At 60.4% G+C, this 23,791-nt stretch carries 23 protein-coding genes; 20 read left to right on the plus strand and 3 right to left on the minus strand.

The window, feature by feature from the left end; genetic code table 11:
• Positions 1–404 precede the first annotated feature (404 nt).
• The 10 genes from HMPREF3056_RS01925 (at position 405) to HMPREF3056_RS01970 (ending at position 11,241) form a co-directional block, all read left to right on the plus strand.
• A complete protein-coding gene (locus HMPREF3056_RS01925; RefSeq protein WP_246822454.1) occupies positions 405–2,387 on the plus strand; it encodes a vWA domain-containing protein in 1,983 nt (660 codons plus the stop codon).
• A gap of 195 nt (positions 2,388–2,582) precedes the next feature.
• Positions 2,583–3,185: a copper resistance CopC family protein gene (locus tag HMPREF3056_RS01930; protein ID WP_046648167.1), complete on the plus strand. Its 603-nt coding sequence runs from the start codon at positions 2,583–2,585 to the stop codon at positions 3,183–3,185.
• 77 nt (positions 3,186–3,262) lie between these two features.
• Positions 3,263–3,949, plus strand: a complete 687-nt coding sequence (locus tag HMPREF3056_RS01935; RefSeq protein WP_046648166.1) for a copper chaperone PCu(A)C — start codon at positions 3,263–3,265, stop codon at positions 3,947–3,949.
• A gap of 66 nt (positions 3,950–4,015) precedes the next feature.
• A complete protein-coding gene (locus HMPREF3056_RS01940; RefSeq protein WP_070754008.1) occupies positions 4,016–5,299 on the plus strand; it encodes a Dyp-type peroxidase in 1,284 nt (427 codons plus the stop codon).
• Between the two features lie 93 nt (positions 5,300–5,392).
• A complete protein-coding gene (gene thrS, locus HMPREF3056_RS01945; RefSeq protein ID WP_070700423.1) occupies positions 5,393–7,456 on the plus strand; it encodes a threonine--tRNA ligase in 2,064 nt (687 codons plus the stop codon).
• A 45-nt stretch (positions 7,457–7,501) separates the two neighbouring features.
• Positions 7,502–8,080: an ATP adenylyltransferase gene (locus HMPREF3056_RS01950; protein WP_046648163.1), complete on the plus strand. Its 579-nt coding sequence runs from the start codon at positions 7,502–7,504 to the stop codon at positions 8,078–8,080.
• Positions 8,073–8,699 (plus strand): phosphatidylinositol phosphate synthase, encoded by a 627-nt coding sequence (gene pgsA, locus HMPREF3056_RS01955; protein WP_046648162.1) that lies wholly within the window; start codon positions 8,073–8,075, stop codon positions 8,697–8,699. The genes HMPREF3056_RS01950 and pgsA overlap by 8 nt, the downstream gene beginning before the upstream one ends.
• 63 nt (positions 8,700–8,762) lie before the next feature.
• On the plus strand, positions 8,763–9,665 hold the full coding sequence (locus HMPREF3056_RS01960) for a phosphatidylinositol mannoside acyltransferase (RefSeq protein ID WP_070754009.1): 903 nt from the start codon (positions 8,763–8,765) through the stop codon (positions 9,663–9,665).
• Positions 9,666–9,681: 16 nt separating this feature from the next.
• Entirely contained in the window at positions 9,682–10,782 is a 1,101-nt protein-coding gene (locus HMPREF3056_RS01965; protein WP_070754010.1) for a glycosyltransferase family 4 protein, read from the plus strand.
• On the plus strand, positions 10,783–11,241 hold the full coding sequence (locus tag HMPREF3056_RS01970; protein WP_070513198.1) for a LemA family protein: 459 nt from the start codon (positions 10,783–10,785) through the stop codon (positions 11,239–11,241).
• On the opposite strand, the gene HMPREF3056_RS01975 is transcribed toward HMPREF3056_RS01970, so the two are convergent.
• Positions 11,226–12,335, minus strand: a complete 1,110-nt coding sequence (locus tag HMPREF3056_RS01975; RefSeq protein ID WP_246822455.1) for a DUF2029 domain-containing protein — start codon at positions 12,333–12,335, stop codon at positions 11,226–11,228. The two genes, HMPREF3056_RS01970 and HMPREF3056_RS01975, sit on opposite strands and share 16 nt — an antisense overlap.
• A 130-nt stretch (positions 12,336–12,465) precedes the next feature.
• Positions 12,466–12,948 (minus strand): DUF3817 domain-containing protein, encoded by a 483-nt coding sequence (locus HMPREF3056_RS01980; protein WP_070679721.1) that lies wholly within the window; start codon positions 12,946–12,948, stop codon positions 12,466–12,468.
• A gap of 118 nt (positions 12,949–13,066) precedes the next feature.
• Here HMPREF3056_RS01980 and HMPREF3056_RS01985 point away from each other — a divergent pair, with 118 nt between their 5' ends.
• Positions 13,067–13,930, plus strand: a complete 864-nt coding sequence (locus HMPREF3056_RS01985) for an acyl-CoA thioesterase (protein WP_070516924.1) — start codon at positions 13,067–13,069, stop codon at positions 13,928–13,930.
• 129 nt (positions 13,931–14,059) lie between these two features.
• Positions 14,060–14,815 carry a YebC/PmpR family DNA-binding transcriptional regulator gene (locus tag HMPREF3056_RS01990; RefSeq protein ID WP_070516926.1) on the plus strand — a complete coding sequence of 252 codons (756 nt, stop codon included), beginning with the start codon at positions 14,060–14,062 and terminating at the stop codon, positions 14,813–14,815.
• A 5-nt stretch (positions 14,816–14,820) separates the two neighbouring features.
• On the opposite strand, the gene HMPREF3056_RS01995 is transcribed toward HMPREF3056_RS01990, so the two are convergent.
• Positions 14,821–15,516, minus strand: coding sequence for a nitroreductase (locus HMPREF3056_RS01995; protein ID WP_083306523.1), 696 nt, complete (start codon positions 15,514–15,516; stop codon positions 14,821–14,823).
• 140 nt (positions 15,517–15,656) lie between these two features.
• Between HMPREF3056_RS01995 and ruvC the strand changes: the two genes are divergently transcribed.
• The 8 genes from ruvC to HMPREF3056_RS02035 all read left to right on the plus strand — a co-directional run bounded on the left by ruvC (position 15,657) and on the right by HMPREF3056_RS02035 (position 23,775).
• A complete protein-coding gene (ruvC, locus tag HMPREF3056_RS02000; RefSeq protein WP_046648152.1) occupies positions 15,657–16,268 on the plus strand; it encodes a crossover junction endodeoxyribonuclease RuvC in 612 nt (203 codons plus the stop codon).
• Between the two features lie 39 nt (positions 16,269–16,307).
• Positions 16,308–16,916: a Holliday junction branch migration protein RuvA gene (gene ruvA, locus HMPREF3056_RS02005; RefSeq protein WP_049154891.1), complete on the plus strand. Its 609-nt coding sequence runs from the start codon at positions 16,308–16,310 to the stop codon at positions 16,914–16,916.
• Positions 16,917–16,931: 15 nt separating this feature from the next.
• Positions 16,932–18,017: a Holliday junction branch migration DNA helicase RuvB gene (gene ruvB, locus HMPREF3056_RS02010; protein ID WP_049154902.1), complete on the plus strand. Its 1,086-nt coding sequence runs from the start codon at positions 16,932–16,934 to the stop codon at positions 18,015–18,017.
• A gap of 51 nt (positions 18,018–18,068) precedes the next feature.
• Complete coding sequence (gene yajC, locus HMPREF3056_RS02015; RefSeq protein ID WP_070679724.1) at positions 18,069–18,401, plus strand: preprotein translocase subunit YajC; 333 nt, start codon at positions 18,069–18,071, stop codon at positions 18,399–18,401.
• Between the two features lie 246 nt (positions 18,402–18,647).
• Complete coding sequence (gene secD, locus HMPREF3056_RS02020; protein WP_210401770.1) at positions 18,648–20,444, plus strand: protein translocase subunit SecD; 1,797 nt, start codon at positions 18,648–18,650, stop codon at positions 20,442–20,444.
• Positions 20,445–20,446: 2 nt separating this feature from the next.
• Positions 20,447–21,610 (plus strand): protein translocase subunit SecF, encoded by a 1,164-nt coding sequence (secF, locus tag HMPREF3056_RS02025; RefSeq protein WP_070679730.1) that lies wholly within the window; start codon positions 20,447–20,449, stop codon positions 21,608–21,610.
• Between the two features lie 3 nt (positions 21,611–21,613).
• A complete protein-coding gene (locus HMPREF3056_RS02030; RefSeq protein ID WP_083312700.1) occupies positions 21,614–23,224 on the plus strand; it encodes an ABC transporter substrate-binding protein in 1,611 nt (536 codons plus the stop codon).
• Positions 23,221–23,775, plus strand: coding sequence for an adenine phosphoribosyltransferase (locus HMPREF3056_RS02035; RefSeq protein ID WP_046648146.1), 555 nt, complete (start codon positions 23,221–23,223; stop codon positions 23,773–23,775). Before HMPREF3056_RS02030 ends, HMPREF3056_RS02035 begins: the two co-directional genes overlap by 4 nt.
• Positions 23,776–23,791: the final 16 nt, after the last annotated feature.

Below are 23,791 nucleotides of genomic sequence, written 5' to 3' on the forward strand. Positions count from 1 at the left end.
GCGAGTTCGAGTCTCGTCATCCGCTCCGGCGAAAGTGTCCCCCCATGACGGAGGGGCACTTTTTTATTTTCTTCGCCCTTGCCTCATTCACGGTAGATAGTGGCACAAAATCGCAGATTTTTGATGCCTTGTTTACCGTGAGCGCTCAGGTTGGATAAGTTTGCCCGGGAGGTTGCCTGGGAGATGTCCAGGTTTGAGGTGGGGGCGTGTTGGAAGGGGACTTTTCCCCGTCGGTGGCCGAGCTTTTCGCCAGCCATTTATGATGTTTCTCACAGACTTGTCATCTCAAAGAAATGGACATCATGAGAGCATTCGCCCCGTTTTTGACTTCCAGGCAGAGCGCAGTACGCACCTTTTTCGCCGTTTTCGCCGTTGCGCTTCTCGCACTTCTCAGTGCGATAGCCGTGCCAGCGTTTGCACAGAATCCCACGGGCGTCACGCGCAGTGAAGAGCCTAGTTCGGCGTCCGCGGCTGACTCCGAGTCTGCACCGAGTGGAGATTCAGCAGAGGCACAGAGCGGTGCGACGATGCTTGTGCTCGACTCTTCGGGCTCTATGAATGTCCAGGATGCTGGCGGGCAGACCCGCCTTGACGCCGCTAAGGACGCGACCAAGAGTTTTATCTCCGAACTCGGCGGCACCATCCCGTTGGGACTCGTCACGTATGGTGGCACGGTCGACGAAGCCCCTGAGAATCAGGAAGCCGGATGCCGTGATATCCACGTGGTGAGTGGGCCTAAGGAGGACGTGGGGGATTCTTTCACTGGGCCAATCGATGACCTTCAAGCTAAGGGCTATACCCCGATTGGTGATTCCCTGAAGAAGGCCGCCGAAGAGCTGGGCGGTCAGCACGGGACGATCGTCTTGGTATCGGACGGCATTGATACCTGTGCGCCGCCGCCAGTATGTGAAGTAGCCAAAGAGCTTCACGAGCAGGGGGTTGATCTTGTCATCAACACGATTGGCTTCAATGTTGACGAAGAAGCCCGCAAGGAGCTTTCCTGTATCGCAGGTGCCGCAGGCGGCGAGTATCTCGACGCCGGGGACGCAGATTCACTGGCAGCGATGATTAAGAAGGCAGCAGGGCGCGCCGCAGACATTTACAAATCCGATGTCGAGCAGATTGAAGGCAGCGAAGATATTAGCCAACCAACGCAGCTTCCTCGCTGGGAATCCGGAGAGGACTTCATCTTCCGTGCGCAACTGGAGCCGCCGACTAACGGCGGCGAGGATACTCACAAGGATTTTCACGCTGAGTCATGGTCTATTCCCGTCAAGCCTGGGGAGCGCTATGTAGCGACGATGTACAAGACTTTGGACGGCGCGGTGGTTAAGCCGCGAAGTCTCGGAATGTCGGTTTTCTTCGGTGACGGTTCCGAGCCACCGACCGGTAATCATGGAGGTGAACAAGGCTCCATTGAGTGCACTGCTGATCAGGACGAGTTCCATACCTCCATTCGCACAGACGCTTTGCCCAGCGCGAGTGCCTTTACCCGAGAAATGGGCTCCGAAAAGTGTCCAAGTGACGAACTTGTCTTGACCGCGAAGCGAGCGATGACCCATAAGGCTGAGGAACCCCTAGACGTAGAAATCCTCCTCCACCGCATTGACCCTGTGTCCAACATGGATGAGCTGGTGAGCGGGCTGGACAGCGAGGTAGAGGGTGAGCTTCATGCCAATTTTGAAGGCGCTGAAAAGGTTCGCGCGGCTAGCTGGTTCAGCGATGCCATTGAGCTGGAAAGCGGAGACACCATCGAGACCGACATTGTGCGGGGCGAGGCGCAAGTCTTCAAGGTTCCCATGAAGGAAGGACAGCAGCTTGCTGCTGCCTTGAAAGTAGGCGAGATGTCTGATGAGAATGCCTTGAAGTACTCGTCCCTGAATTTGGAGATTCTTAACCCCGCGCGCGAGCGAGCTGGTGACAACGATTATATGTCGGCGTTGAACGAGGGCCAAGAAGTTGCAGCACACTCAGTTATACCGACGGCCTTCGCCAACCGTTTCGGTCAAAGTCAGGCAAACGGGCAAGGAGCCCAAGCTAACTGGTTGGAGGGTGACTATTACATCTTGGTCACCCTAGATGCGGGCACGGATACCGAAAAGGAAGATGAGGTATTCGATGGCAAGCGAGACACGGCGAAATATGCCCTCACCACCAAGGTGTTGGGGGATCCAATCCAAGGGCCCATCTATGAGCCTGTCAAGGACAAGACTGAGGCACCGAAGAGTGATGGTGACGAAGGAAATGTGGACCAAGCAGCAAGCGCCGACGAGGATAAAGGCTTGGGTCTTGGCACCCTAGGATTTCTCTTGGCCGCAGCCTTGGGCATCATTGCGCTTGCCGTCATCATCTTGGTGGTCATCCTTCTTCGCGGGCGTAGACACTAGTGCTACCTGCGGGAACTGCGGCAGAATCCACGCTTGCGTAGGCATAGGGAACTTTTCTGTCGCGTGCAACGACTACTTGATAACCCCACGCACTCCACGTGGGGTTAAGGATTGGCTAGGAGATCCCTCCCAGCGATAGGATGAGGGAACCTTCAATCAAAAGTTTCATCACGCCATCAAGGAGTCATCCAAGAAATGCAGTTGCGTCAGGTCACCACAGTAGTCGCCGCTGGGGCCGTGAGCCTCGTGATTGGGCTGTCCGCGCCACTAGCCGCGGCACATGACTCAGTCATTGGCGGCAACGTGGTGGGTGACGCACCGCTGGAAGAATTCCCCCGTGAAATCACGCTGGAGTTCTCTGGCATTCCTCGGGATGACTTCAACACTTTCGCCGTGAGCGACACAACCTCCGGCGACGTGCTCTTTGATGCCACACCCACCATTGACGGACGAAACCTCACCATTGAGGTTCCCCAGGACATCGAACCTGGTGACGGCGAATACCAAGTAGGTTTTCGCATTACCTCCTCCGATGGTCACTCCACACTCGGCTCGGTGCCGTTCAGCGTAGCTTCCGGTGCTGCCGGAGGGGAGGCAGGCAATGGGTCGTCTGGAGCCTCTGGCCAAAGTGACGCGGATGCTGCCGCGGAAGACGGCGGTGCAGAGGACTCCCAGGACCCCCTGAGCTCCCTGCCCGCAGCTGCTAAATGGATCATTGGTATCGGGGCAGTTCTCGTCGTCGGTGCGGCAGTCTTCGCCTTCGGGGCGAAAACACGTCGCTCCGATGGCGCAGGCTAGGCCACACAGGGCCTCGATGACGCGCGAGCCAATCCACCTCATCCCCTTCAGGTAATTACTCCAGAAAGGCATGTTCCATGCTGAAATCCCGTTCTTTCTTCCGTACCTCCGTAGTTGCTATCGCGGCTGTCAGCCTCACCTTGGCTGGTTGCTCGCCGAGCGAGGAGGACTCGACAGCTACCGCGACGAGCACCGCGGCCAGCGCTGACAGCAGCGCAGAGAAGGGTGCGGAAACCAGCACGTCGGCTTCTTCCTCCGCTGAGTCTGGCGTAACTTTCGAGGATGCTGTCGTGCGCGCCATGGAGAAGGACTCCGATATGACCGCTATCTTCGGCACGCTCCACAACAACACGGACAAGGACATCAACGTAGTTGGCTTCAGCTCTTCGGTGAAGGCTAAGCACTATGAGATCCACGAGGTCGTAGACGGCGTGATGAAGGAGAAGGAAGAAGGCTTCGACATCCCCGCTGGCGAATCCCTCGAGCTCGCGCCGGGAGGTTTCCACTTCATGCTGATGGGAGTAACCGAGCCCGTCATGGCCGGTGAGACCGCAACCCTGACGCTGGAGCTTGCCGACGGCTCCACGATCGAGCTCGGCGATATCCCGGTGCGCACCATTGGCGCCGGCGATGAAGACTACGGCGACATGGGCCACATGAACCACGGCGATATGGACCACGGATCCATGGATCATGGTGAGCACATGGACCACTCGGACTCCGCAGACATGTCTGACATGAAGAAGGAAGAGCACGCGCACTAGAAACCAGCGTGTTCCGGGCCAAGGTAGGCAAGAAATCGGTTCTCACGAGATAGGGAGATATCAAAGATGAGCGGGTTCGAGGAACCTGTCAGTCGGCGTGGACTGCTCGCCGGAAGCGCTGTGGCGGCAAGCGCGGTAGCGCTTGCAAGCTGTGCGAAAGGGGATGAACCTGGACAGGCGTCTGCGGATGCCTCCGCGGATGCCTCTCGCGCAGCGCAGGCTGGGGACGCCGGCAGCACAGGCCCGGAAAATCGCGAGGAGACCATGGGTGGCGATATCGTCGCCTTCGACGGCAAGCACCAAGCAGGCATCCAAACTCCGGTCCAGGCGCACGTGGAGCTGGTGGGCTTTAACCTCAAGAAGGACACCACCGCTCGCGGCGCGGCCGCGTTGATGCGCCTGTGGACGGAGGATGCCCGTCGCCTCTGCACCGGTGAGAACCCGTTGGGCAGCCTCGAACCCGAATTGTCTACCACCCCAGCAAACCTCACCGTCACGTGCGGTTGGGGAGAGGGATTCTTCGACACGGTGGACGTCGCCAAGCCCAGCTGGCTGCGCGATATCCAGGCTTTTGACCATGATGACCTCCGCCCGGAATGGGGCCAAACGGATATCGTCCTGCAGATCTGCAGCGATGATCCTTTCACTGCCGCCTTCGTGTTGCGGCATATGACCCGTGCGGGCAAAGATTACGCCGACGTTGCGTGGATCCAGCAGGGATTCAGCCATGCCTATGGATCTGCACCGAAGGGTGTTACTCCCCGCAACCTCTTCGGGCAAAAGGACGGAACGGTTAATCCCCGAAGCGAGGAAGACTTCAACGAGCAGGTGTGGATCGAAGACGGCCCCTTCGCCGGCGGCAGCGCCATGGTGGTACGCCGCATCCACATGAACCTGGACACATGGGAGCAGCTTGATCGCGCAGCACGTGAGAACTCGACTGGGCGCACTCTCGATACCGGAGCTCCTATAGGTGCTAAGGGCGAGTTCGACCCGGTGGATTTGGACGCCCGCAATGAGTTTGGGCTCAAAGCCATTGATGAGAACTCTCATGTCGCCAGAGCGCATCCGCCGGCGGAGCATCCAGAGCAAAAACTGTTGCGTCGCCCGTATAACTACAACCTGCCGCCGACTCCGGAGACCACCCAGCGCGGTGAGCTCAGCAACGCCGGGTTGATCTTTATTTGCTACCAGAAGGACCCTACGACCCAGTTCGAGCCTATTCAGGCGCGCCTTGACGAAGCTGATCGGCTCAACGAGTGGATCACCCACATTGGTTCGGCCGTGTACTTCATGCCAGCCGGAACTGAAGGCGAAACCTTCTGGGGCGAGTCGCTCATACGCAGTTAAGAGGGGTAGACTAAGCCGCTGTAACTTTCTCGATGAGTGCTGCTCGGCCAGGTATGTCGAGTGGCGCGTGAGCGCAAAGGAGCGCACCAAGTCATGGCGGAAATGATTCCAGCAGTCCCGGTGAACTACGACCCGATCACGGTCCCGGCCGGGACTGCCGTGGGAGCAGCGATGCGCGAGCATGAGCTGCCCAACAAGGGCCCCGAAGCAGTTGTCGTCGTCCGCGGCGCCGACGGCACCCTCTACGACCTTTCCCACACCCCGGACACGGACGCCGAGTTCACCCCGGTTGCTGCCTGCGAGGAAGATGGCCGCGCCGTTATCCGCCACTCCTGCGGACACGTCATGGCCCAGGCAGTACAGGCGGAATTCCCCGGCACCAAGCTGGGCATTGGCCCGGCCATCGAGAATGGCTTCTACTTCGACTTCCAGACCGCTGAGCCCTTCACCCCAGAGGACCTCAAGGCCATTGAGAAGCGTATGAAGAAGATCATCAAGGGCGGCCAGCGCTTCGAGCGCCACGTCTATGCCACCACCGAGGAGGCTGAGGCGGCATTGGCCAACGAGCCCTTCAAGCTGGAGCTGGTCCAGGACAAGGGCAACGTGGACCCAGATTCCGATGAGGCCGCCGAGGTGGGCGCCGGAGATCTGACCCACTATGACAACGTCAACCCGCGCACCGGCGAGGTGGAGTGGTTCGATCTCTGCCGCGGCCCGCACGTGCCGACCACCAAGTACATCCCGGCATTTGCCCTGACGCGTTCCTCTGCTGCCTACTGGCGCGGTGACCAGTCCAAGGCTGGTTTGCAGCGCATTTATGGCACCGCCTTCGAATCCAAGGAGGCCCTGGAGTCCTACAAGACCATGGTGGAAGAAGCTGAAAAGCGTGACCACCGCCGCCTGGGTGCTGAGCTGGACCTGTTCTCCTTCCCGGATGAGATTGGTTCCGGTTTCCCCGTCTTCCACCCCAATGGCGCTACCGTGCGCATGGAGATGGAAGAACACTCCCGCCGCCGCCACATCGCTGACGGCTACTCCTTCGTGTCCACCCCGCACCTGACCAAGGGAGACCTGTTCAAGAAGTCCGGTCACCTGGATTTCTACGCGGATGGCATGTTCCCGCCGATGCAGCTCGACGGTGAGTGGGACGAGGATGGCAACTGCACCAAGCAGCCGCAGGACTACTACGCCAAGCCGATGAACTGCCCAATGCACAACCTCATCTTCGCCTCCCGCGGCCGTTCCTACCGCGAGTTGCCGCTGCGCCTCTTTGAGTTCGGAACGGTCTACCGATACGAGAAATCTGGCGTTATCCACGGCCTGACCCGCGCTCGCGGCTTTACCCAGGATGACTCGCATATTTACTGCACCCCGGAGCAGCTCGAAGAAGAGTTGACCAAGGTTCTGGAGTTCATCATTTCCTTGCTCAAGGACTACGGCCTGGATGACTTCTACCTTGAGCTGTCCACCAAGGACCCGAACAAGTACGTTGGCTCGGATGAGATCTGGGAGCGCTCGACGAAGATCCTGCAGTCGGTGGCGGAGAAGTCCGGCCTTGAGCTGGTCCCGGACCCGGCAGGCGCGGCCTTCTATGGCCCGAAGATTTCCGTTCAGGCTCGCGATGCCATCGGCCGTACCTGGCAGATGTCCACCGTGCAGCTGGACTTCAACCTGCCCGAGCGTTTCGAGCTCGAGTACACGGCGTCGGATGGCACCAAGCAGCGCCCAATCATGATTCACCGTGCGCTCTTCGGCTCCATCGAGCGTTTCTTTGGCGTGCTCCTAGAGCACTACGCGGGTGCATTCCCGGCGTGGCTGGCCCCGCACCAGGTGGTGGGCATTCCAGTCGCTGATACCTTTGCCCCGCACCTCGAGGAAGTTTGTGCACAGCTGCGCGCACGCGGCCTGCGCGCTGACGTGGATACCTCCGATGACCGCATGCAGAAGAAGATCCGTAACCACACCACCGGCAAGGTGCCATTCATGCTTCTGGCCGGTGAGCGTGACGTCGAAGCGGGTGCGGTCTCCTTCCGCTTCCTCGACGGCACCCAGGTCAACGGTGTGCCGGTCGAGGCGGCAATCAACGTCATCGAGGCGTGGGTTCGTGAGCGCAATAACGAACAACCGACCAAGGACAGCATCGCCGAGCGCGTCTAGATGCATATGCATCTAGGCAGAGGCTAGAAAGGGAGAACATACAGAGTGGGAGAGTACGTCGATACCGGCCTGGGAACGCCCGACCGCTTAGAGCGCCTATGGGCGCCGTACCGCATGAGCTACATCAAGCGTGAGGGCGGCGCCGGCGACGTGCCGAAGAAAGCCCACAATCCGTTCGTGGAGATTCCGCAGATGTCGGACGAGGACGGGCTCATCGTGGCCCGCGGCGAGCTTGTCTACTGTGTGCTCAACCTCTATCCCTATAACGCTGGGCACATGATGGTCATTCCGTACCGTCAAGAATCTGAGCTGGAAAACCTCACCGAGGAGGAATCCCGTGAGCTCTTCCAGTTTGCCCAAGCAGCTATCCGGGTTCTCAAGAAGGTCTCCGGCCCCGATGCCGTCAACGCTGGATTCAATCTGGGGCGCGCCTCCGGTGGATCGGTGGGGCAGCACCTGCACATGCACATTGTTCCGCGCTGGAGCGGGGACTCTAATTTCATGACTATCGTGGACGGCGTCAAAGTGCTGCCGCAGCTCCTCAAGGACACCCGCTCCCTGCTGGCGCAGGGGTGGGCGGAGCTCGCCGCCGAGGGAATCATCTTAGGAGAAGCGCATGCTTAGTGTTCATGGGCGCAAGCCCGCCGCCGTGGTTGTGGTCCCAGTGGCCAAGCTCTTCCTCAAGATGGGCCTGACCCCCAATATCGTCACCATCGTGGGGACGATTGTCACCATTGCTATCTCGGTCATCCTCATCCCGCTCGACCACCTTTTCGCCGCAGCGCTACTCTCGGGGCTTTTCGCAGCCTTCGACATGCTCGACGGCACCATGGCACGCCTGACTACGGGCGGTTCCAACTTCGGAGCTACTCTCGACGCCTCCTGTGACCGCATTACCGACGGCGCATTGTTCGCAGCGATTGCCTTTTGGATGGTGTACGTCGACAATGCTCACCCGCTTAACTTCGCCGCCTGCATGGTGGTGCTCGTGAGCTCCCAGGTCATTTCCTATGTCAAGGCGCGCGGTGAGGCCTCCGGCTTTAAGATGGTCGGCGGACTCGTCGAGCGCCCCGAGCGCCTGATTCTGGGCCTCGGCGGCGTGGGTCTGGAGGGACTGGGGGTTCCTTATGCCCTAGAAGTCTCGCTCTGGCTCCTAGCTGTCGGTTCTGTCTTCACCATTTACCAGCGCATGCGCCAAGCGGCGCGCCAGGACACTAAAGCGCGTTTCAAGAAGGATCTTTAGCCTAAGTAATCGCTCCGCTCAGCCGGCACCCGACCCCGGCCCGCACAGAAAGGCTTCTCAACCGTGGCTCTAGTGGATCGTGAACGCCTGACGGCCGCCGCGTACATCGCGTGTTGGAAAGTTGTACGTTTTCTCCCACAGCCACTGGCTGCCTGGCTGTTTGAGCGCGGCGCGGATCTGGCCAGCGACAATGGCAAGGGCATGGAGCAGCTGCGCCGCAACCTCAGCCGCGTGGTGGGCGCCGAAAACGTGACGCGCGAGCTGGTGTGTGACTCGATGCGTTCCTACATGCGTTACTGGCTCGAGGCCTTTCGCTTGCCTGCCATCCACTCGGACCCCGAGCTGCAGAAACGCCTATTGGCAGGGCTGCGCGGCAAGGAGCACGCGGACGCCTCCGTGGCATCGGGCCGCGGGGTGATCTTCGCCCTTCCACACTCCGGCAATTGGGACATGGCGGGTGTTTTCTGCGTGGGTCATTATGGCGGATTCACCACCGTGGCCGAGCGCCTAAAACCCGAGGCGCTTTTCGACGCTTTTGTGGACTACCGCGAGAGCCTTGGCTTTACCGTCTTGCCGCTGACCGGCGGAAGTTCCTCGCCTTTTCCGCGTTTGAAAGACACCCTGGAGCGCGGTGGCGTGGTGTGTTTGTTGTCCGAGCGTGACCTCACACGCACTGGTGTGCCGGTAGACTTCATGGGCGAAGAAGCCAACGTTGCCGCAGGCCCCGCCCAACTCGCCATCGAGACGGGAGCGGCCCTCCACGTGGTGCACTCATGGTTCGATGGTAAGGAATGGGGCTTGTCCGTCAGCCCCGAGGTGGAAGTTACCACTCTTCACGAGACCTGCCAGCGGCTCGCAGAAGGCTTCGCAGAAAACATCCGAGCGCATCCAGAGGATTGGCACATGCTGCAGCCGCATTGGAACGCCGACGTAGAACGCCGGCGGGCGGCGCGCGCGAAGAAATAGAAAGGCAGAACACATCATGCGGATCGGTATCATCTGCCCCTATTCCTTCGACGAACCTGGCGGCGTTCAGGCCCACATCCTTGACCTAGCTACTGTTTTTATTGAACAGGGCCATTTTGTGGAGGTGCTGGGGCCGGCGTCGGCAAGCACGCAGGTCCCCAGCTTCGTGCGCAAGGGAGGCTGGGCGGTGCCGATCACCTATAACGGATCCGTGGCCCGCCTGTCCATCGGCCCGCACGTGCGCCGCAACATCAAGCGCTTCATCCGCGAGGGCAACTTCGATATCCTCCACATTCACGAACCGAACTCCCCAAGCTATTCCATGGCAGCCTTGGCACTGGCGCGCGGGCCGATCGTGGCGACGTACCATGCATCCGCCTCCAGTTCTCTCGCGCTGACTCTGGCCAAGCCTTTCCTGCGCCCATATCTGGAAAAGGTCCGGGGCGGGATCGCGGTCTCGGAGATGGCGCGGCGCTGGCAGGTGGAGCAGCTTGGCGGTGACCCCGTGCTTATCCCCAATGGCGTGGATACCTCCGTGTATGCCCTCGAGCGGGAGCGAGCTGAGCGTGAGCGACGCGATTCGGAGATTGAAATTGTGTTTTTGGGACGCCTCGATGAACCGCGCAAGGGGTTGGACATTCTTCTCGAGGCCCTGACGCTTCTCCCAGAGCCCGTCCGCGTGACGGTCATGGGAGGAGGGCATCCGCGAAGCGCCCCAGGGGTTGAATTCGTGGGCCGGGTCAGCGATGCCGAGAAAGCAGCCATCCTCGGGCGTGCCGATATCTATGTGGCGCCCAATACTGGAGGCGAAAGTTTCGGCATCGTCCTCGTCGAGGCGATGGCCGCCGGCTGCGCGGTCGTGGCTTCAGATTTGGAGGCCTTCGCCGCGGTGTGCAACGTCGATTCGGACACACCCGCCGGTGCTTTGTTCCGTAACGGTGATGCCACGGATCTAGCCCGCGTGCTGCACGATGTGGTGAGCGATTCCGGCAAGCGGCACGCCTTGACCGCAGCGGGAATGGAGAGGGCTCGCGACTACGATTGGGACCATGTGGCCGCAGCCGTAATGCGCGTCTATGAAACGGTAGCGGACGGAACAAAGGTGCGTGTGTCTTAAATGCCGATCGAAGTTGTCATCATCCTTGCTCTGGCGATTGTGCTCGGAATGTGGGCCCTGTACACAGCACAGCGGCTCAACTCCCTCCACATCCGCACCGATGCAGCGTTAGCGCAGTTGGAGTCCACGCTCGACCGCCGTGCGACGGTCGTGAGCGCGCTGGCGCCGGAGCTCGAGGGCATTGCGGCGCGGGCGGAGTCTACCGAGTTAGCACAGGGGAATTTCGATGAGCGTGCCACCCGGGAGCGGGAGTTGTCCGCAGCCATCCAGCAGCGCTTTGAATCACGCCCGGCCTTGCTTGCCGACGCCGAAGGGCGCATTCACCTAGCTCACCGCTTCTACAACGAAGCAGTCAGCGATACTCGTGCGTTGCGGTTGCGCCCCGCTGTCAAGCTGCTGCGCTTGGGGGGAACAGCGAAGCTGCCTGAGTTTTTCGAACTAAGTCAGATCGACATGTGAGCTGCTCGCGCTGCGCGATACTCGAGGCGGTGCCAGTAGAGAGCCAGAACAGCCATGACGAGGATGAGCTGGTTGCGCAGTACGAGGGCATACACCGGGTTGGGGTCCTTACCGACATAGAACCAGATGTAGTCATAGCCATAGGGGTAGATGACGGTTCCCAAAGCCGCTGTTCCCACGGCGAGGACGGCCATGATGGTGCGTACCCCTGTGATATCGGCGGCCCTCTGCCGTTGCCCGGCGGGTGACTTGGGGACGGGGGAGCGAAGCGCCACCGCTAGTATCGGCCCGAGCCACACGATGTACTGCGGGGAGAAGACCTTATTCGTTGCGATGAGAAGCAGAATCGCCGCGATGAAAAAGACCACGGTGGAATGTGGGCTCCAGAACCCCCGTAGAAAGTGCACGAATGCTACGCCCACGATCCACACGAGGGCCGCGCCCGTCGCGATGGTGCTGATAGCGAGTGCCGTGTCGACGCCGGGACCGGAGATCTCATAGCTCTTCGAGGCCGCGTATCCCATCGTCCACACATTAGGATGGCGATGCGCCTGGTACACGAACCACGTAGCGGCTAGAGACTCAATCTGGAGACCGCGCTCACCTTGATACGTCAACGGGGATAGAACCCTATCCACGCTGGTCATCGCTGCTACACCGAGGCACAGGGCAAGAAGGCTTCCAAAGAATGCGGCGAGCCGCTGCCAGGTATCGCGGGAGTTTGCTCTCCCGACAAGCCCGGCAGCGAGGACTCCCGGCCACAGCTTCGCGGCGGTGGCCCACGCCAACAAAGCTGAGGCGAGCCGCGGGCGGGTAGCCAGAAGCGCGCCCGCGCCGGCAACCAGCAAGGCAGGATAGAGATCGAGCCGCCACGCGAAAACGTGGCCCGCCGCCGTGCCAAAGAACACCCAAAACCATCCGGCGCTATATGCCCCGGGGTTGGAACGGTGATGGCGTAGGAGAAGGGCGAGGAAGGCGCCGTCGGCAAGCAGCACCATTGCCGTAAAGCCGATGGCATAGGCCTCGAAGTCGTCGCCGGTAATCCACGCAAGGAGGACGCTGGGCCAGGTGCCCACCTGGGGATATTCCGTCATGTCACGGGGGTTATCCCCGTATACGCCCGCGAGGTAGTACCGGACATCCCCGAGCGGACCCGTTTCGTTGACGAGTAGGTAGATAAGGAAAAGGCGCGCCAGCACCCATCCAGCCCAGATAGTCGGGACTTTAGCGATTATCTTCAATGGCGGATTCGACGTCGACGGGTGGGCCCAACATGAGAAGGATGCTAAACACTACGGCAACGACGAGCAGCGCGATAAGCGCGGTGCGGACGGGGTGGCGCACGGCCTGGGCTAAGAGCTTGTCGAAGAAACTCTGCGGCTCCGCGTCATCGCTAAACCGCCACGGACCAGCAACGAGCCCGCGCCGCGAAACCCACAGCGCAAAAGGCAATGCTGCGAAGGGAATCACGGTGACGACCAGGCCCAGGATCCCGATGCCCATTGGCCACCGGTTGTTGATCCACACCAGGGCCGTCATGAGCAAAAAGCACAGGAAGCCGAAGCCGTGGATACCTCCCGCAAGTGGGGTGAGTGCTGCGGTGGTGCCCGAGTACTTGAGGATCATCGAGAGGATAAGCAATCCCCACGTGACCATTTCCAGGTAAGCGGCTACGCGGTGCACGCTGTGCGGCGTGGTTGAAGTCATGCGGAATATAGTACGCAACCTCCGGGGGTGGATCAGCACGTGAGTAGGATAGTCGGGGTTAGTGTGGCGGGCGCCATATCGCGGCGAACGCCACAACGCACAAGGAAGGGAGCAAGACATGGCAACGGTGGCCCAGGCGGTCGACCTCGAGCGAATCGGCGACGACGAGTTCCGCGGCCCTGTGGTTCCATCGCTTATTACGCGCACCTTTGGCGGGCAAACCATGGCGCAGGCGCTCCGCGCGGCGCAGCTCACCGTTGACGACAAGTTTGCCCACTCCATGCACTGCTACTTCGTGGGGCCGGGCGATTCTGGCGCTCCCACCACCATTCGGGTCGAGCGGATTAGGGATGGCCGCTCTTTTGCGCACCGACACGTACGGGTCTTTCAAAACGAACGCTTGATCTTCATGCTCAGCGCTGGTTTCCAAGCGCCAGGGGACAGTGGTCCAGAGCACCAAGCAGACATGCCGCAGGTGCCGCCACCGGAGAGTATTAAGGACTCGCCCTATTCCACCCGAATCATCTTGAAAGAGTGGGAAGACTGGGACGTGCGGCTTGTCCCGGATGCGGACCGCGACGCGATTGCCGCGGAAACCACCGGTGCCGGGTTTAGGAATATTTGGTTCCGTAACACTGGTGACTTTCTTACCACTGCCGACCAGTCTCTCCACCAGGCGGCGCTGCTGTATATGTCGGACATGACGCTGATTCGTACAGCATTGCTTCCGCACCAGGGCGAGAGGATTCAGCTAGCCAGCCTGGACCATTCTCTGTGGTTCTTGCGGCCAGTTCGAGTGGATGAGTGGATGTTGTATTCGCAGTCTAGCCCGTCAGCACAAACCGGGACGGGGCTAGCAGAGGGCAAGATCTTCAATCAGCGCGGCGAGCTACTGGCCGTGGCGATGCAGGAGGGCCTGACGCGCATCCTGCATCCGGACGCCGAAGGCTCAAGCGCCAACGGGAATTGGCAAAACGTTTAGCCACCGGGGGTCAGCACCACGGCGTGCGAGACGCACGCGCGGACCCCTGTTCCGGTGGATCCAGGACAAGGCCGTATAATTGCAGCAGTTTCTACAAGCTTTTTATATAGCCACATCGAAAGGGATGACATGGCAGGCCACTCTAAATGGGCAACAACGAAGCACAAGAAGGCGGCGAACGATGCCAAGCGTGGCAAGGAATTTGCCAAGCTGATTAAGAATATCGAGGTGGCCGCCCGCACCGGTGGCGGTGATCCCGCCGCAAACCCAACCCTTGATGACATGATTAGGAAGGCCAAGAAGGCCTCTGTTCCTAACGACAACATTGAGCGCGCCCGCAAGCGCGGCTCCGGCGAAGAAGCCGGCGGTGCCGATTGGGAAACCGTGATGTACGAGGGCTATGGCCCGAACGGTGTTGCCATGCTCATCGAGTGCTTGACGGATAACCGCAACCGCGCGGCGACGGACGTGCGCACCGCCATGACCAAGAACGGCGGCAACCTCGGAGAGTCCGGCTCCGTGGCGTACATGTTCGCCCGCACCGGCTTGGTGTTGGTGGAAAAGGGAGAGCTTAGCGAAGACGACATCCTGCTCGCTGTGCTGGAGGCTGGCGCTGAGGAGGTCAACGACAACGGCGAGAAGTTTGAGATTACCTGTGCACCGGGTGATATCCCCGCCGTGCGCGAGGCGCTCGTTGCTGCCGATATCGAGGTCGATGACACCGATACCGATTTCCGCGCCTCGGTCGAGGTGCCGCTGCAGGCAGATGATGCCCGCAAGATCTTCCGCCTCATCGACGCTCTTGAGGATTCGGACGATGTCCAGAACGTTTACACCAACATGGACTTGAGCGAAGAGGTCCTCGCCCAGCTGGACGAGGACTAACGCGGCTAGTCGAGCTTGAGGCCTTCCATGCCATGAGCAGTTACCGTCTCTGACAGCGGGGCACGGCCCGGGGATGTGTTGAACACAGGGCTGGACTCGTCTGCAATGCCGAAGGTCAGGGCGGTGACAAGCTTGTGCTCCTCGTCCACTCCGAGGAATTCACGGACGGTCGGGGCGAGGAGCGAAATCATGCCTTGCGGGACACCGCGGTAGCCGTGCGCTTGAAGCGAGAGCAAGAAATTCTCCGCATAGGTACCTTGATCAAAGGCAGCGCGGATACGGTCGCCCATTGGGGGAATGAAGAGCAAAGCCGTGTGTGGGGCGCCGAAGAAGCGAAGGTTCTCACGGACAAATTCCGTGCGCGCTTCCTTATCCTCGCGCGCAATACCGAGGAGACCGTACATCTTGGCTGCTAACGCCTGCGAGCGCTGCGGGTGGACGCCCTGACCGTAGTCAATCGTGAAGTCCGGGTTGATTCCATTCTTATCGAACTCAGCAATGAGAGCGGCGCTCAAGTCCTGCAATGCCGTACCGCCAACCAGGTGCACATTCCAGGGTTGGGTATTGGAGTTGGAGGGGGCGGATTGGGCGTCGATCAGCACCTGTTCTATAACCTCTGCGGGGATGGGGTCCGGAAGGAACGCGCGCGCGGAATGGCGGGAACGAATGAACTCAGAAAAGCCATTAGGATGTTGAGACATGCGCGCCACTCTACGCCCCACAATCTGAGGGAGTGTATTCGGCTCGGGGGACTGCCTGCACTAGAACACATGTGTGTACACTGTTTCTAGATAAACGAGTGGTTGTATAGGGTGAGAATAAAAAGGGCGAGGAGGCAGCCGTGAACTTGGAGGGGTTGCGTGTCATGGGTATTGATCCCGGTCTGACGCGTTGTGGCCTGTCTGTTGTCCAAGCCGGACGTGGGCGCGCGGTCATTCCCATCGCCGTGGGCGTCGTCCGTACGCCCAGTGACAAGGATCTGGGAGAGCGCCTTAAGCGGCTGTCAGTCGCGGTCCGGGAATGGATGGATGACTATAAGCCGGATGTCGTGGCGCTCGAGCGCGTATTCGAACGCGGTCAGGTGTCAACCGTGATGCAGACCGCGCACGCAGTCGGGGTCTTGGTGCTTGCAGCCGCAGAGCGCGACATCCCAGTACACATGTACACCCCTTCGGAGGTGAAGAAGGCGGTGTCGGGCAACGGGCGCGCTGATAAGAAGCAGATGACCGCCATGATCACCCGAATTCTGGGGCTCAGCGAGTCGCCTAAGCCAGCGGACGCTGCGGATGCCTTGGCCCTTGCCGTCTGCCACTGCTGGCGTGCGCCGGCCCTGGCATGGATGAGCGGGGGTGATCCGAGTGCTGGCGTGGGGGCTGGGGCACGAACGAGCGGTGTGCGCGGCACCTCACCACGCACCGCGTCCGTCTCTCGGGCGGCGAAGACGACCTCTTAAGCTATGTGGTACATCCACTCGAACCAAGGAACCTAAGTAATGATTGCATCTTTGCGCGGAACTGTCCTCGACATCCAGCTTGACCATGCCGTGCTCGAATGCGCCGGCGTGGGATACAAGGTGCTGGCCACCCCAGCCACGCTGGGCACGCTCCAGCGTGGTGAGGAAGCCCGAGTCATGACCACGCTCGTGGTGAAAGAAGATTCGATGACGCTGTACGGGTTCACCAGCCAGGATGACCGCGACATGTTTCACGTCCTCCAGACGGTCTCTGGGTTGGGGCCCAAACTGGCGCTGGCCGCGTTGTCCGTGATGAGCGCAGGTGATTTAGCCCAAGCAATCGCGGGGGAGGAGGCTGCACGGCTGCAGAAGATTCCGGGGGTAGGAAAGCGCGTGGCGCAGCGCTTGATCCTAGAACTCAAGGACAAGGTGCAGGCGTTTGCGCCCACGGACGGTGCTGATCCTGCGGCCTCCGCCCCTGCGGCTGCCGGCCCCGTGGTGGAGGATGTCGTTGAGGCGCTCATTGGGCTGGGCTTTACAGACAAGATGGCTCGTCCGGTGGTGGAATCGGTAGTGGCTGAACAGCCCGATGCAGCGACGCCGGTGGTGCTGCGGGCAGCGCTGAGCCAACTGGGCGCGAAAAAATAGGGGAGAGTGGGTGACATGTCAGACGTAGAACGCACTGAGTTTAAGCTGCCGGAGGGGATGGATCTGAGCTCGCCTCCGCAGCGAAACCAGGATGTGGACGCCACCGAACAGCAAGGCGAGCACGATATTGAGCGCTCGCTGCGCCCGAAATCCCTTGATGAATTCATCGGCCAGCCCAAGGTGCGCGAACAGCTATCGCTCGTGCTCAATGGTGCGAAGAACCGCGGGGTAACCCCGGACCACGTGTTGCTATCTGGACCGCCTGGACTTGGTAAGACCACGATGGCGATGATTATCGCTCAAGAGCTGGGAAGTTCCCTGCGAATGACGTCCGGCCCCGCACTGGAGCGGGCCGGAGACCTGGCCGCGATGCTGTCGAACCTCATGGAAGGTGACGTGCTCTTCATCGACGAGATTCACCGCATCGCCCGTCCCGCGGAAGAAATGCTGTACATGGCAATGGAGGATTTCCGCATCGATGTCATCGTGGGCAAGGGCCCGGGGGCGACCTCCATCCCGCTGGAAATCCCACCTTTTACTCTGGTGGGAGCGACGACGCGCGCGGGCATGCTGACTGGTCCGTTGCGTGATCGCTTCGGTTTCACTGCGCAAATGGAGTATTACGATACCGAGGATCTCACCCGGGTGATTACCCGAGCAGCGCGAATCTTGGAGGTTGATATCGACCAGGATGCCGCGGTGGAGATTGGCTCCCGATCGCGCGGGACGCCGCGTATTGCCAACCGGCTGTTGCGTCGTGTGCGCGACTATGCCGAGGTCAACGGAGATGGGCACATTAATGTGGCAGCTGCCCAGGCAGCGCTGCGGGTCTTCGACGTTGATGAACGTGGGCTGGACCGTCTTGACCGCGCGGTGCTCGAGGCACTCATTAAAGGACACGGTGGTGGCCCCGTGGGAGTCAATACGTTGGCCATTGCAGTGGGTGAGGAACCGTCAACCGTGGAAGAGGTCTGCGAACCCTACCTTGTGCGGGCCGGAATGATCTCCCGCACCGGGCGTGGCCGTGTTGCCACGGCAGCGGCCTGGCAACACCTAGGGCTTGAGGCGCCCGAAGGAACTGTCGGCGGCACGCTCTTTTAATCCTCCCGGCAATTGGCCGGGAGACGGGCAGGTCTGGCACACTGGCCTTTTATGAACGGAACCCAACTTATTCTTCTCCTTGTTCTGGCCGTCCTCGTCATTTTGCCGAGCTTTATGTCCATGCGCGCGCAGCGCAAGCGCCAAGCGCAGATGAAGGAGCTCCAAGCCTCGTTGCGACCAGGCTCAGACGTGATTACGGCCGGTGGCCTGCACGGAACCGTGGTGGAGGCCCGCGGTGAACAGGTTGATTTGCGAGTCAAGGACGGCACGGTGATGACCTTCGACACCATGGCCATCGTGCGCTCCGCGGAGCCGATTGCTTCCCAGAACGAAGCAGCGGCTGAGCCGGAGGAGGGTGAGGACGAACGCTTTCCGAAGCTCTAAAACAAGTTGCACTCGTCACACTGCGGGTGCCTCACCTTAAACCTGTTAAGGATTATGCCGGTCCATGACGTACGATGATGGACTGTGCTTTAGTCATGGTGGCGCCGCGACACTCAGCACGTGCGTGGCAGTGGCTGCCATGACCCATGATTTTTAGCCCTGTTCCTCACAACACAGGAGATCTTTGTGTCCGCTTCGAAACGTGGTGGCGTTAGCAGCCGTCAACGGCAGTGGCCCAGACGAGCAATGGCGCTCTTTGCGCTCATCGTCATTGTGGTTTACGCCCTTATCTTCTTCACCGGCGATAAATCGCCGACTCCCAAGCTCGGCATTGATTTGCAGGGCGGTACGCGAGTAACCCTCGTTCCGCAGGGCGAAGACCCCACCCAGGATCAGCTGCAGCAGGCACGCAACATCCTGGAGCAGCGTGTCAACGGTATGGGCGTCTCCGGCTCTGAGGTCGTTATCAGCGGCTCTAGCCTGGTCATTACGGTGCCGGGCGAAGACGCTTCCCAGGCGCAGGCTGTAGGCCAAACCTCGCAGCTGCTGTTCCGCCCAGTGGGTGAACAGCCGATGCCGGACTTGGACAAGCTTGAAAAGACCATGACGGATATGGCGAACCGCTGGGTCAAGTATGGCATCGTGGCACCGGAGCAGGCGAATGACGCACTGGCCTCTATCCACGACGCGCTCAACCAGAGTGCTGATGTTGCCCAGGGTGAGGACAAGAAGGAAGAAAACAAGGACGCGAAGAAGTCCCCGGCCCCGACCGTGAGCGAAAAGCCGCTTCCGGAACCGGCAAACTCTCTGGAGGAAACCGAACGTCGCGACCAGGTTAACGAGGTTCTCCTCAAGGACCGCCAGTCCGAGGACCCCACCGTTCAAACCGCGGCCCTGGGCCTGATGCGGTGCGATGCTGATTCCGATCCGCTGGCCGGCACTGACGATCCGGCAAAGCCGCTCGTGGCGTGTGACTACTCGAATCAGCAGCCCTATATCCTGATGCCGGCTCCGCTGCTGGACGGGATTGAGGATCCACACGGTACCCGCCTGACCGGTAACGAAATCGATACCCAATCCCCAATTCAGGGCGGTCTCAACGGCCAAACCGGCCAGATGGAGATCAGCTTCGCGTTCAAGACTGGCGACGGCCCCAACGGCTCTCAGACGTGGTCTACCCTGACCCAGGAGTACCTGCAGAAGCAGGTGGCCATCACTCTTGACTCGGCCGTTATTTCCGCACCGGTTATCCAGGGCGCGACTCCGGTGGGTTCTGCTACGTCCATCACGGGTGATTTCACGCAGGAAGAAGCCCAGAACTTGGCCAACAACCTGCGCTACGGTGCGCTCCCGTTGTCCTTTACGGGCGCTAACGGCGAGCCGGGCGGAACGGTGGAAACCGTGCCTCCGTCACTGGGTAAGGCGGCTCTTGAGGCAGCGCTTATTGCGGGTATCGTCGGCCTGATCTTGGTCTCCCTGTACTCCATGTACTACTTCCGCGCACTGTCCGCTGTGGCCTTGCTGGTGCTCATCGCCACCTGTGTCCTGCTCTATGGTGCTCTGGTTCTGCTGGGCCGCTGGATTGGCTACTCGCTGGACCTGTCCGGCATGGCGGGCTTGGTCATCGGTATTGGCGCCACGGCTGACTCGTTCGTGGTCTACTACGAGCGTATGAAGGATGAGCTCTTGGGCGGCCGCACATTCCGCTCCGCCACCCGCACAGGTTGGCAACGCTCCCGTGCAACGATCGTCACGGGTAAGGCCGTTACCCTGATCGGTTCCGTCGTGGTCTACTTCCTGTCCATCGGTGCGGTCAAGGGATTTGCCTTCACCATGGGACTGACCACGATCTTCGACCTCGTCGTATCCTTCCTGATCATGGCACCGCTCATGCAGCTCCTCGGCAGCCGCCCGGCCTTCGCTAGACCTTCGATGAATGGCCTTGGTGGCATCTACAACCTTGTGGAGGAGCGTCGCGAACGCGGCTTTTATGCCAAACCGGCCAAGAAACCCGTTGCCACTGCTGCGGATGAGGAGAAGTAAACATGGCTGTCGAAACCACTAACCGCAAGATTTCCCGCTTCGACCGTCTCTACGTGGACGGAAGCGGATTCGACTTCGTGGGCAGGGCTAAAACCTGGTACACCATCGCCGGCGTGCTGCTCATCGCGTCCATTTTGGCCATTGCGCTTCGCGGCTTTAACTTGTCCCTCGACTTTGAGGGCGGTACCAAGCTCAACATGCCGGCAGGGGACCTCACCACCGAGCAGGTGGAGGAAACCTTTACGGATGCCACCGGTGTCACACCGGAGCTGGTGCAGATTGTGGGCGCCGGTTCCTCGGAGACATTGGAAATCACCTCCGAGCGCCTGTCCCAGGATCAGGTGAATCAGGCACGCCAGGCCATCTTTGAAGAGTTCCAAGTCAAGGATGAAAACGGCAAGCCCAGCCCGGACGCGATCGGTTCTTCGACGGTCTCGGAATCGTGGGGTGCGTCGATTACCAAGCGAATGGTCATCGCCATGGCGGTCTTCCTGGTGCTCGCCACTATCTACGTGGCGGTTCGCCTGCAGCGTGATATGGCTTTTGCCGCCATCCTCGCCCTTATCTTTGACGGTGTTTTCATTTCGGGTATCTACGCCCTCTTCGGAATTGAGGTTTCACCGGCGGTCATTATCGGCCTGCTGACCGTGCTTACTTTCTCCCTCTACGACTCCGTCATTGTCTTTGACAAGGTCGACGAAAACACGACTGGGCTGGAGGGCCAGCGCAAGAAGACCTATGCCGATCTCACCAACCTAGCCATCAACCAGACCGTGATGCGTTCTATCTCTACCTCGGTCATTTCCGCGCTGCCGATTATCGCCTTGTTCATCGTCGCTGTGTGGCTGATGGGTATCGGTACCCTGCGCGATCTGGCCTTAGTCCAGTTCATCGGCGTTATCGAGGGCGTCTTTTCTTCCATCTTCCTCGCAACGACGCTGCTGGTGACATTGTCGAACCAGCGCAAGAGCGTCAAGAAGCATAACGCTGAGGTCGCCGCTTATCGGGCGGAAGGCGGGGACGCAGACGACGCCGACGATGATTCTCCGAAGCCCGCGCGCACTGTGGTATCCCCGGCAGCAGTTTCCCCATCCACGGCCTCCGAGCAAGCAACGAAGCCGCGCGGCGAAGAGTCCGGTGGCGCGTCCTGGCGCCCTGGGCGCTAAATCGTGCGCGCCTCATCAATCGCGGCACTGCTCGCTGTTGCTCTTACCGTTTCCGCGTGCGGAGCGAAGGAGGACAAGGCAGGCAAGGATGTCCCGCCGCCGCGCTTTGCAGTACTAAGCGACGCCCGAATCGCTACCAGCAATGCGGCTTCTGCCTGGGGCGAAGCTGCGGGCGCCGCACAGCTTGCCAGCCGCGTGTTCCCTGCGTTGTACGTGCCAGGCCCAGCTGGGCAAATGGTTCCGAACTCGGATCTGGCAGATGCTGAGTACGTTCCGGCCGAGAGCGAGGGCGTTGGCGCTCGTGTGGACTTCACGCTCACGGAACAGGCACGCTTTGCCGACGGCGAACCGGTGACGTGCGATGACTACCTTTTGGCATATACCGCCGGGCAGTTGAGCGAAACCTTTGGCTCTCACCTCCCGCTGGCGGAAGACATAGCCGAGATGGAGTGTGCACCGCATAGCAAGAAGTTCACCGTCTGGTTTAACCCAGATGCTGGTTCGCGCTGGCGCTACCTGTTTGGGACGGGCACGGTGGTGCCCGCCCACGCGTTAGCTAAGCGAGCAGGGCTTAGCATGGAGGAGCTCAACGCGGCGCTTCACGCCTACGACGTGACGACCTTGCAGCCTGTGGCGGAGGCGTGGCGCGAGGGGTTTTCTACCGAACCAGGCCGTTTCGATCCCGAGCTACAGATTTCCTTTGGTCCTTACAGCATTGATCGCGTCGAGGACGACGGCGCCATCGTACTCACCGCCAACGACAACTACTACGGCGACAAACCGTCGCTGAAGGAGATCGTCATGCTGCCGAACACGGCGGATGCGGCTGCATTTGTGACCTCGGACGAGCTGCGCGTGGCCGAGTCACCTACCGCGGCACCGTCGTGGCTGAATCGGGACGCAGAAGGAAAACCGGTCGACGTTAACTCCGTTGCGGGAAGCATGACCGATACTCTGGTCTTCTCCGAAGCCGGCACCTTTGCGCAGCCGTGGGCACGCGCCGCTTTCGCTGCCTGTGTCGATGCACAACGCATGGCAGATGTTTCCGCAAAGGAATCCGGCGTGGAGGTACCCGCTGTCTCCGTGCGTACAGTGAGCACCAGTGATTCGGTGGCATCACAAATGGCGTCGCTCACCACAGTCCCTGTAGACACCGCCACTGCTTCCGGCCTCGCCGGCTATACGGTCGGCGTCGGATACTTGGCACCTAACCCGCGCTATAAAGCGATGGTGGAGGAGCTACGCGCAGCCTGCGAGCCAGCCGGGATCACTGTGGAGGATCGCTCCGGGGAGCGTGTATCCCGTGCCCAATTGGACGCCGACCCCTCGACGGGGTTGCCGGAGATCGACGTCTACCTTGGAGCCGTCGACCCGATGCGGGAGTATTCCGCGCCCACCGCCAGCGTGAAGAACGCTGCGGCTTTGCGCACACTGGAACAAGAGCTTTGGGAGGAGCTGCCGTCTATTCCCATCGCCGCGCAGCCCCGAACCTTCATCGTTGATCGCGCTGTGACTGGCGTGGTGCCCTACACTGGCCCTGCGGGTATCGGGTGGAATCTCGACCGCTGGGGCTATACCCGAAATGAAGCAACCGAAACAAAGGAAGAGTCGTGAGCGAGATTTACGTCGCAGCAGCACAAGCCCTGAAGGACAAGGTTCGCCTTGTCCCGGATTTCCCGGAGGAAGGAATCCTTTTCGAGGACCTGACTCCGGTGTTGGCCGATGCTGAATCTTTCGCCGCCGTTGTCGATGGCTTGGCTGAGGCCTGCAAGGAGCTCGGTGCTGACATGATCGGCGGCCTCGATGCGCGCGGATTCCTGCTGGGTTCAGCCGTAGCGTACAAGTTGGGGGTAGGTATTTTGGCCATTCGCAAGAAAGGCAAGCTGCCGCCACCGGTGCTGACCCAAGAGTACGAGCTGGAGTACGGTACCGCCGCGCTGGAAATCCCCAACAGCGGCATCGACATCAAGGGCAAGCGCATTGTGCTTGTCGACGACGTCCTCGCCACCGGCGGCACTCTCCACGGCGCCACCTTGCTCCTGGAGTCCGCAGGAGCAGAGGTCGTGGGCAATGTCGTGGTTCTCGAGGTTCAGGGACTGGAGGGCCGCGAGCGCCTGGAAGGTTCTCCGCTGATTGTGCTCAACCAGATGGGGACAAAGGACTAAGGTTGTATGCCTAAGC

It is taken from the genome of Corynebacterium sp. HMSC056F09 (assembly GCF_001815785.1).
GTDB lineage: Bacteria > Actinomycetota > Actinomycetes > Mycobacteriales > Mycobacteriaceae > Corynebacterium > Corynebacterium hiratae.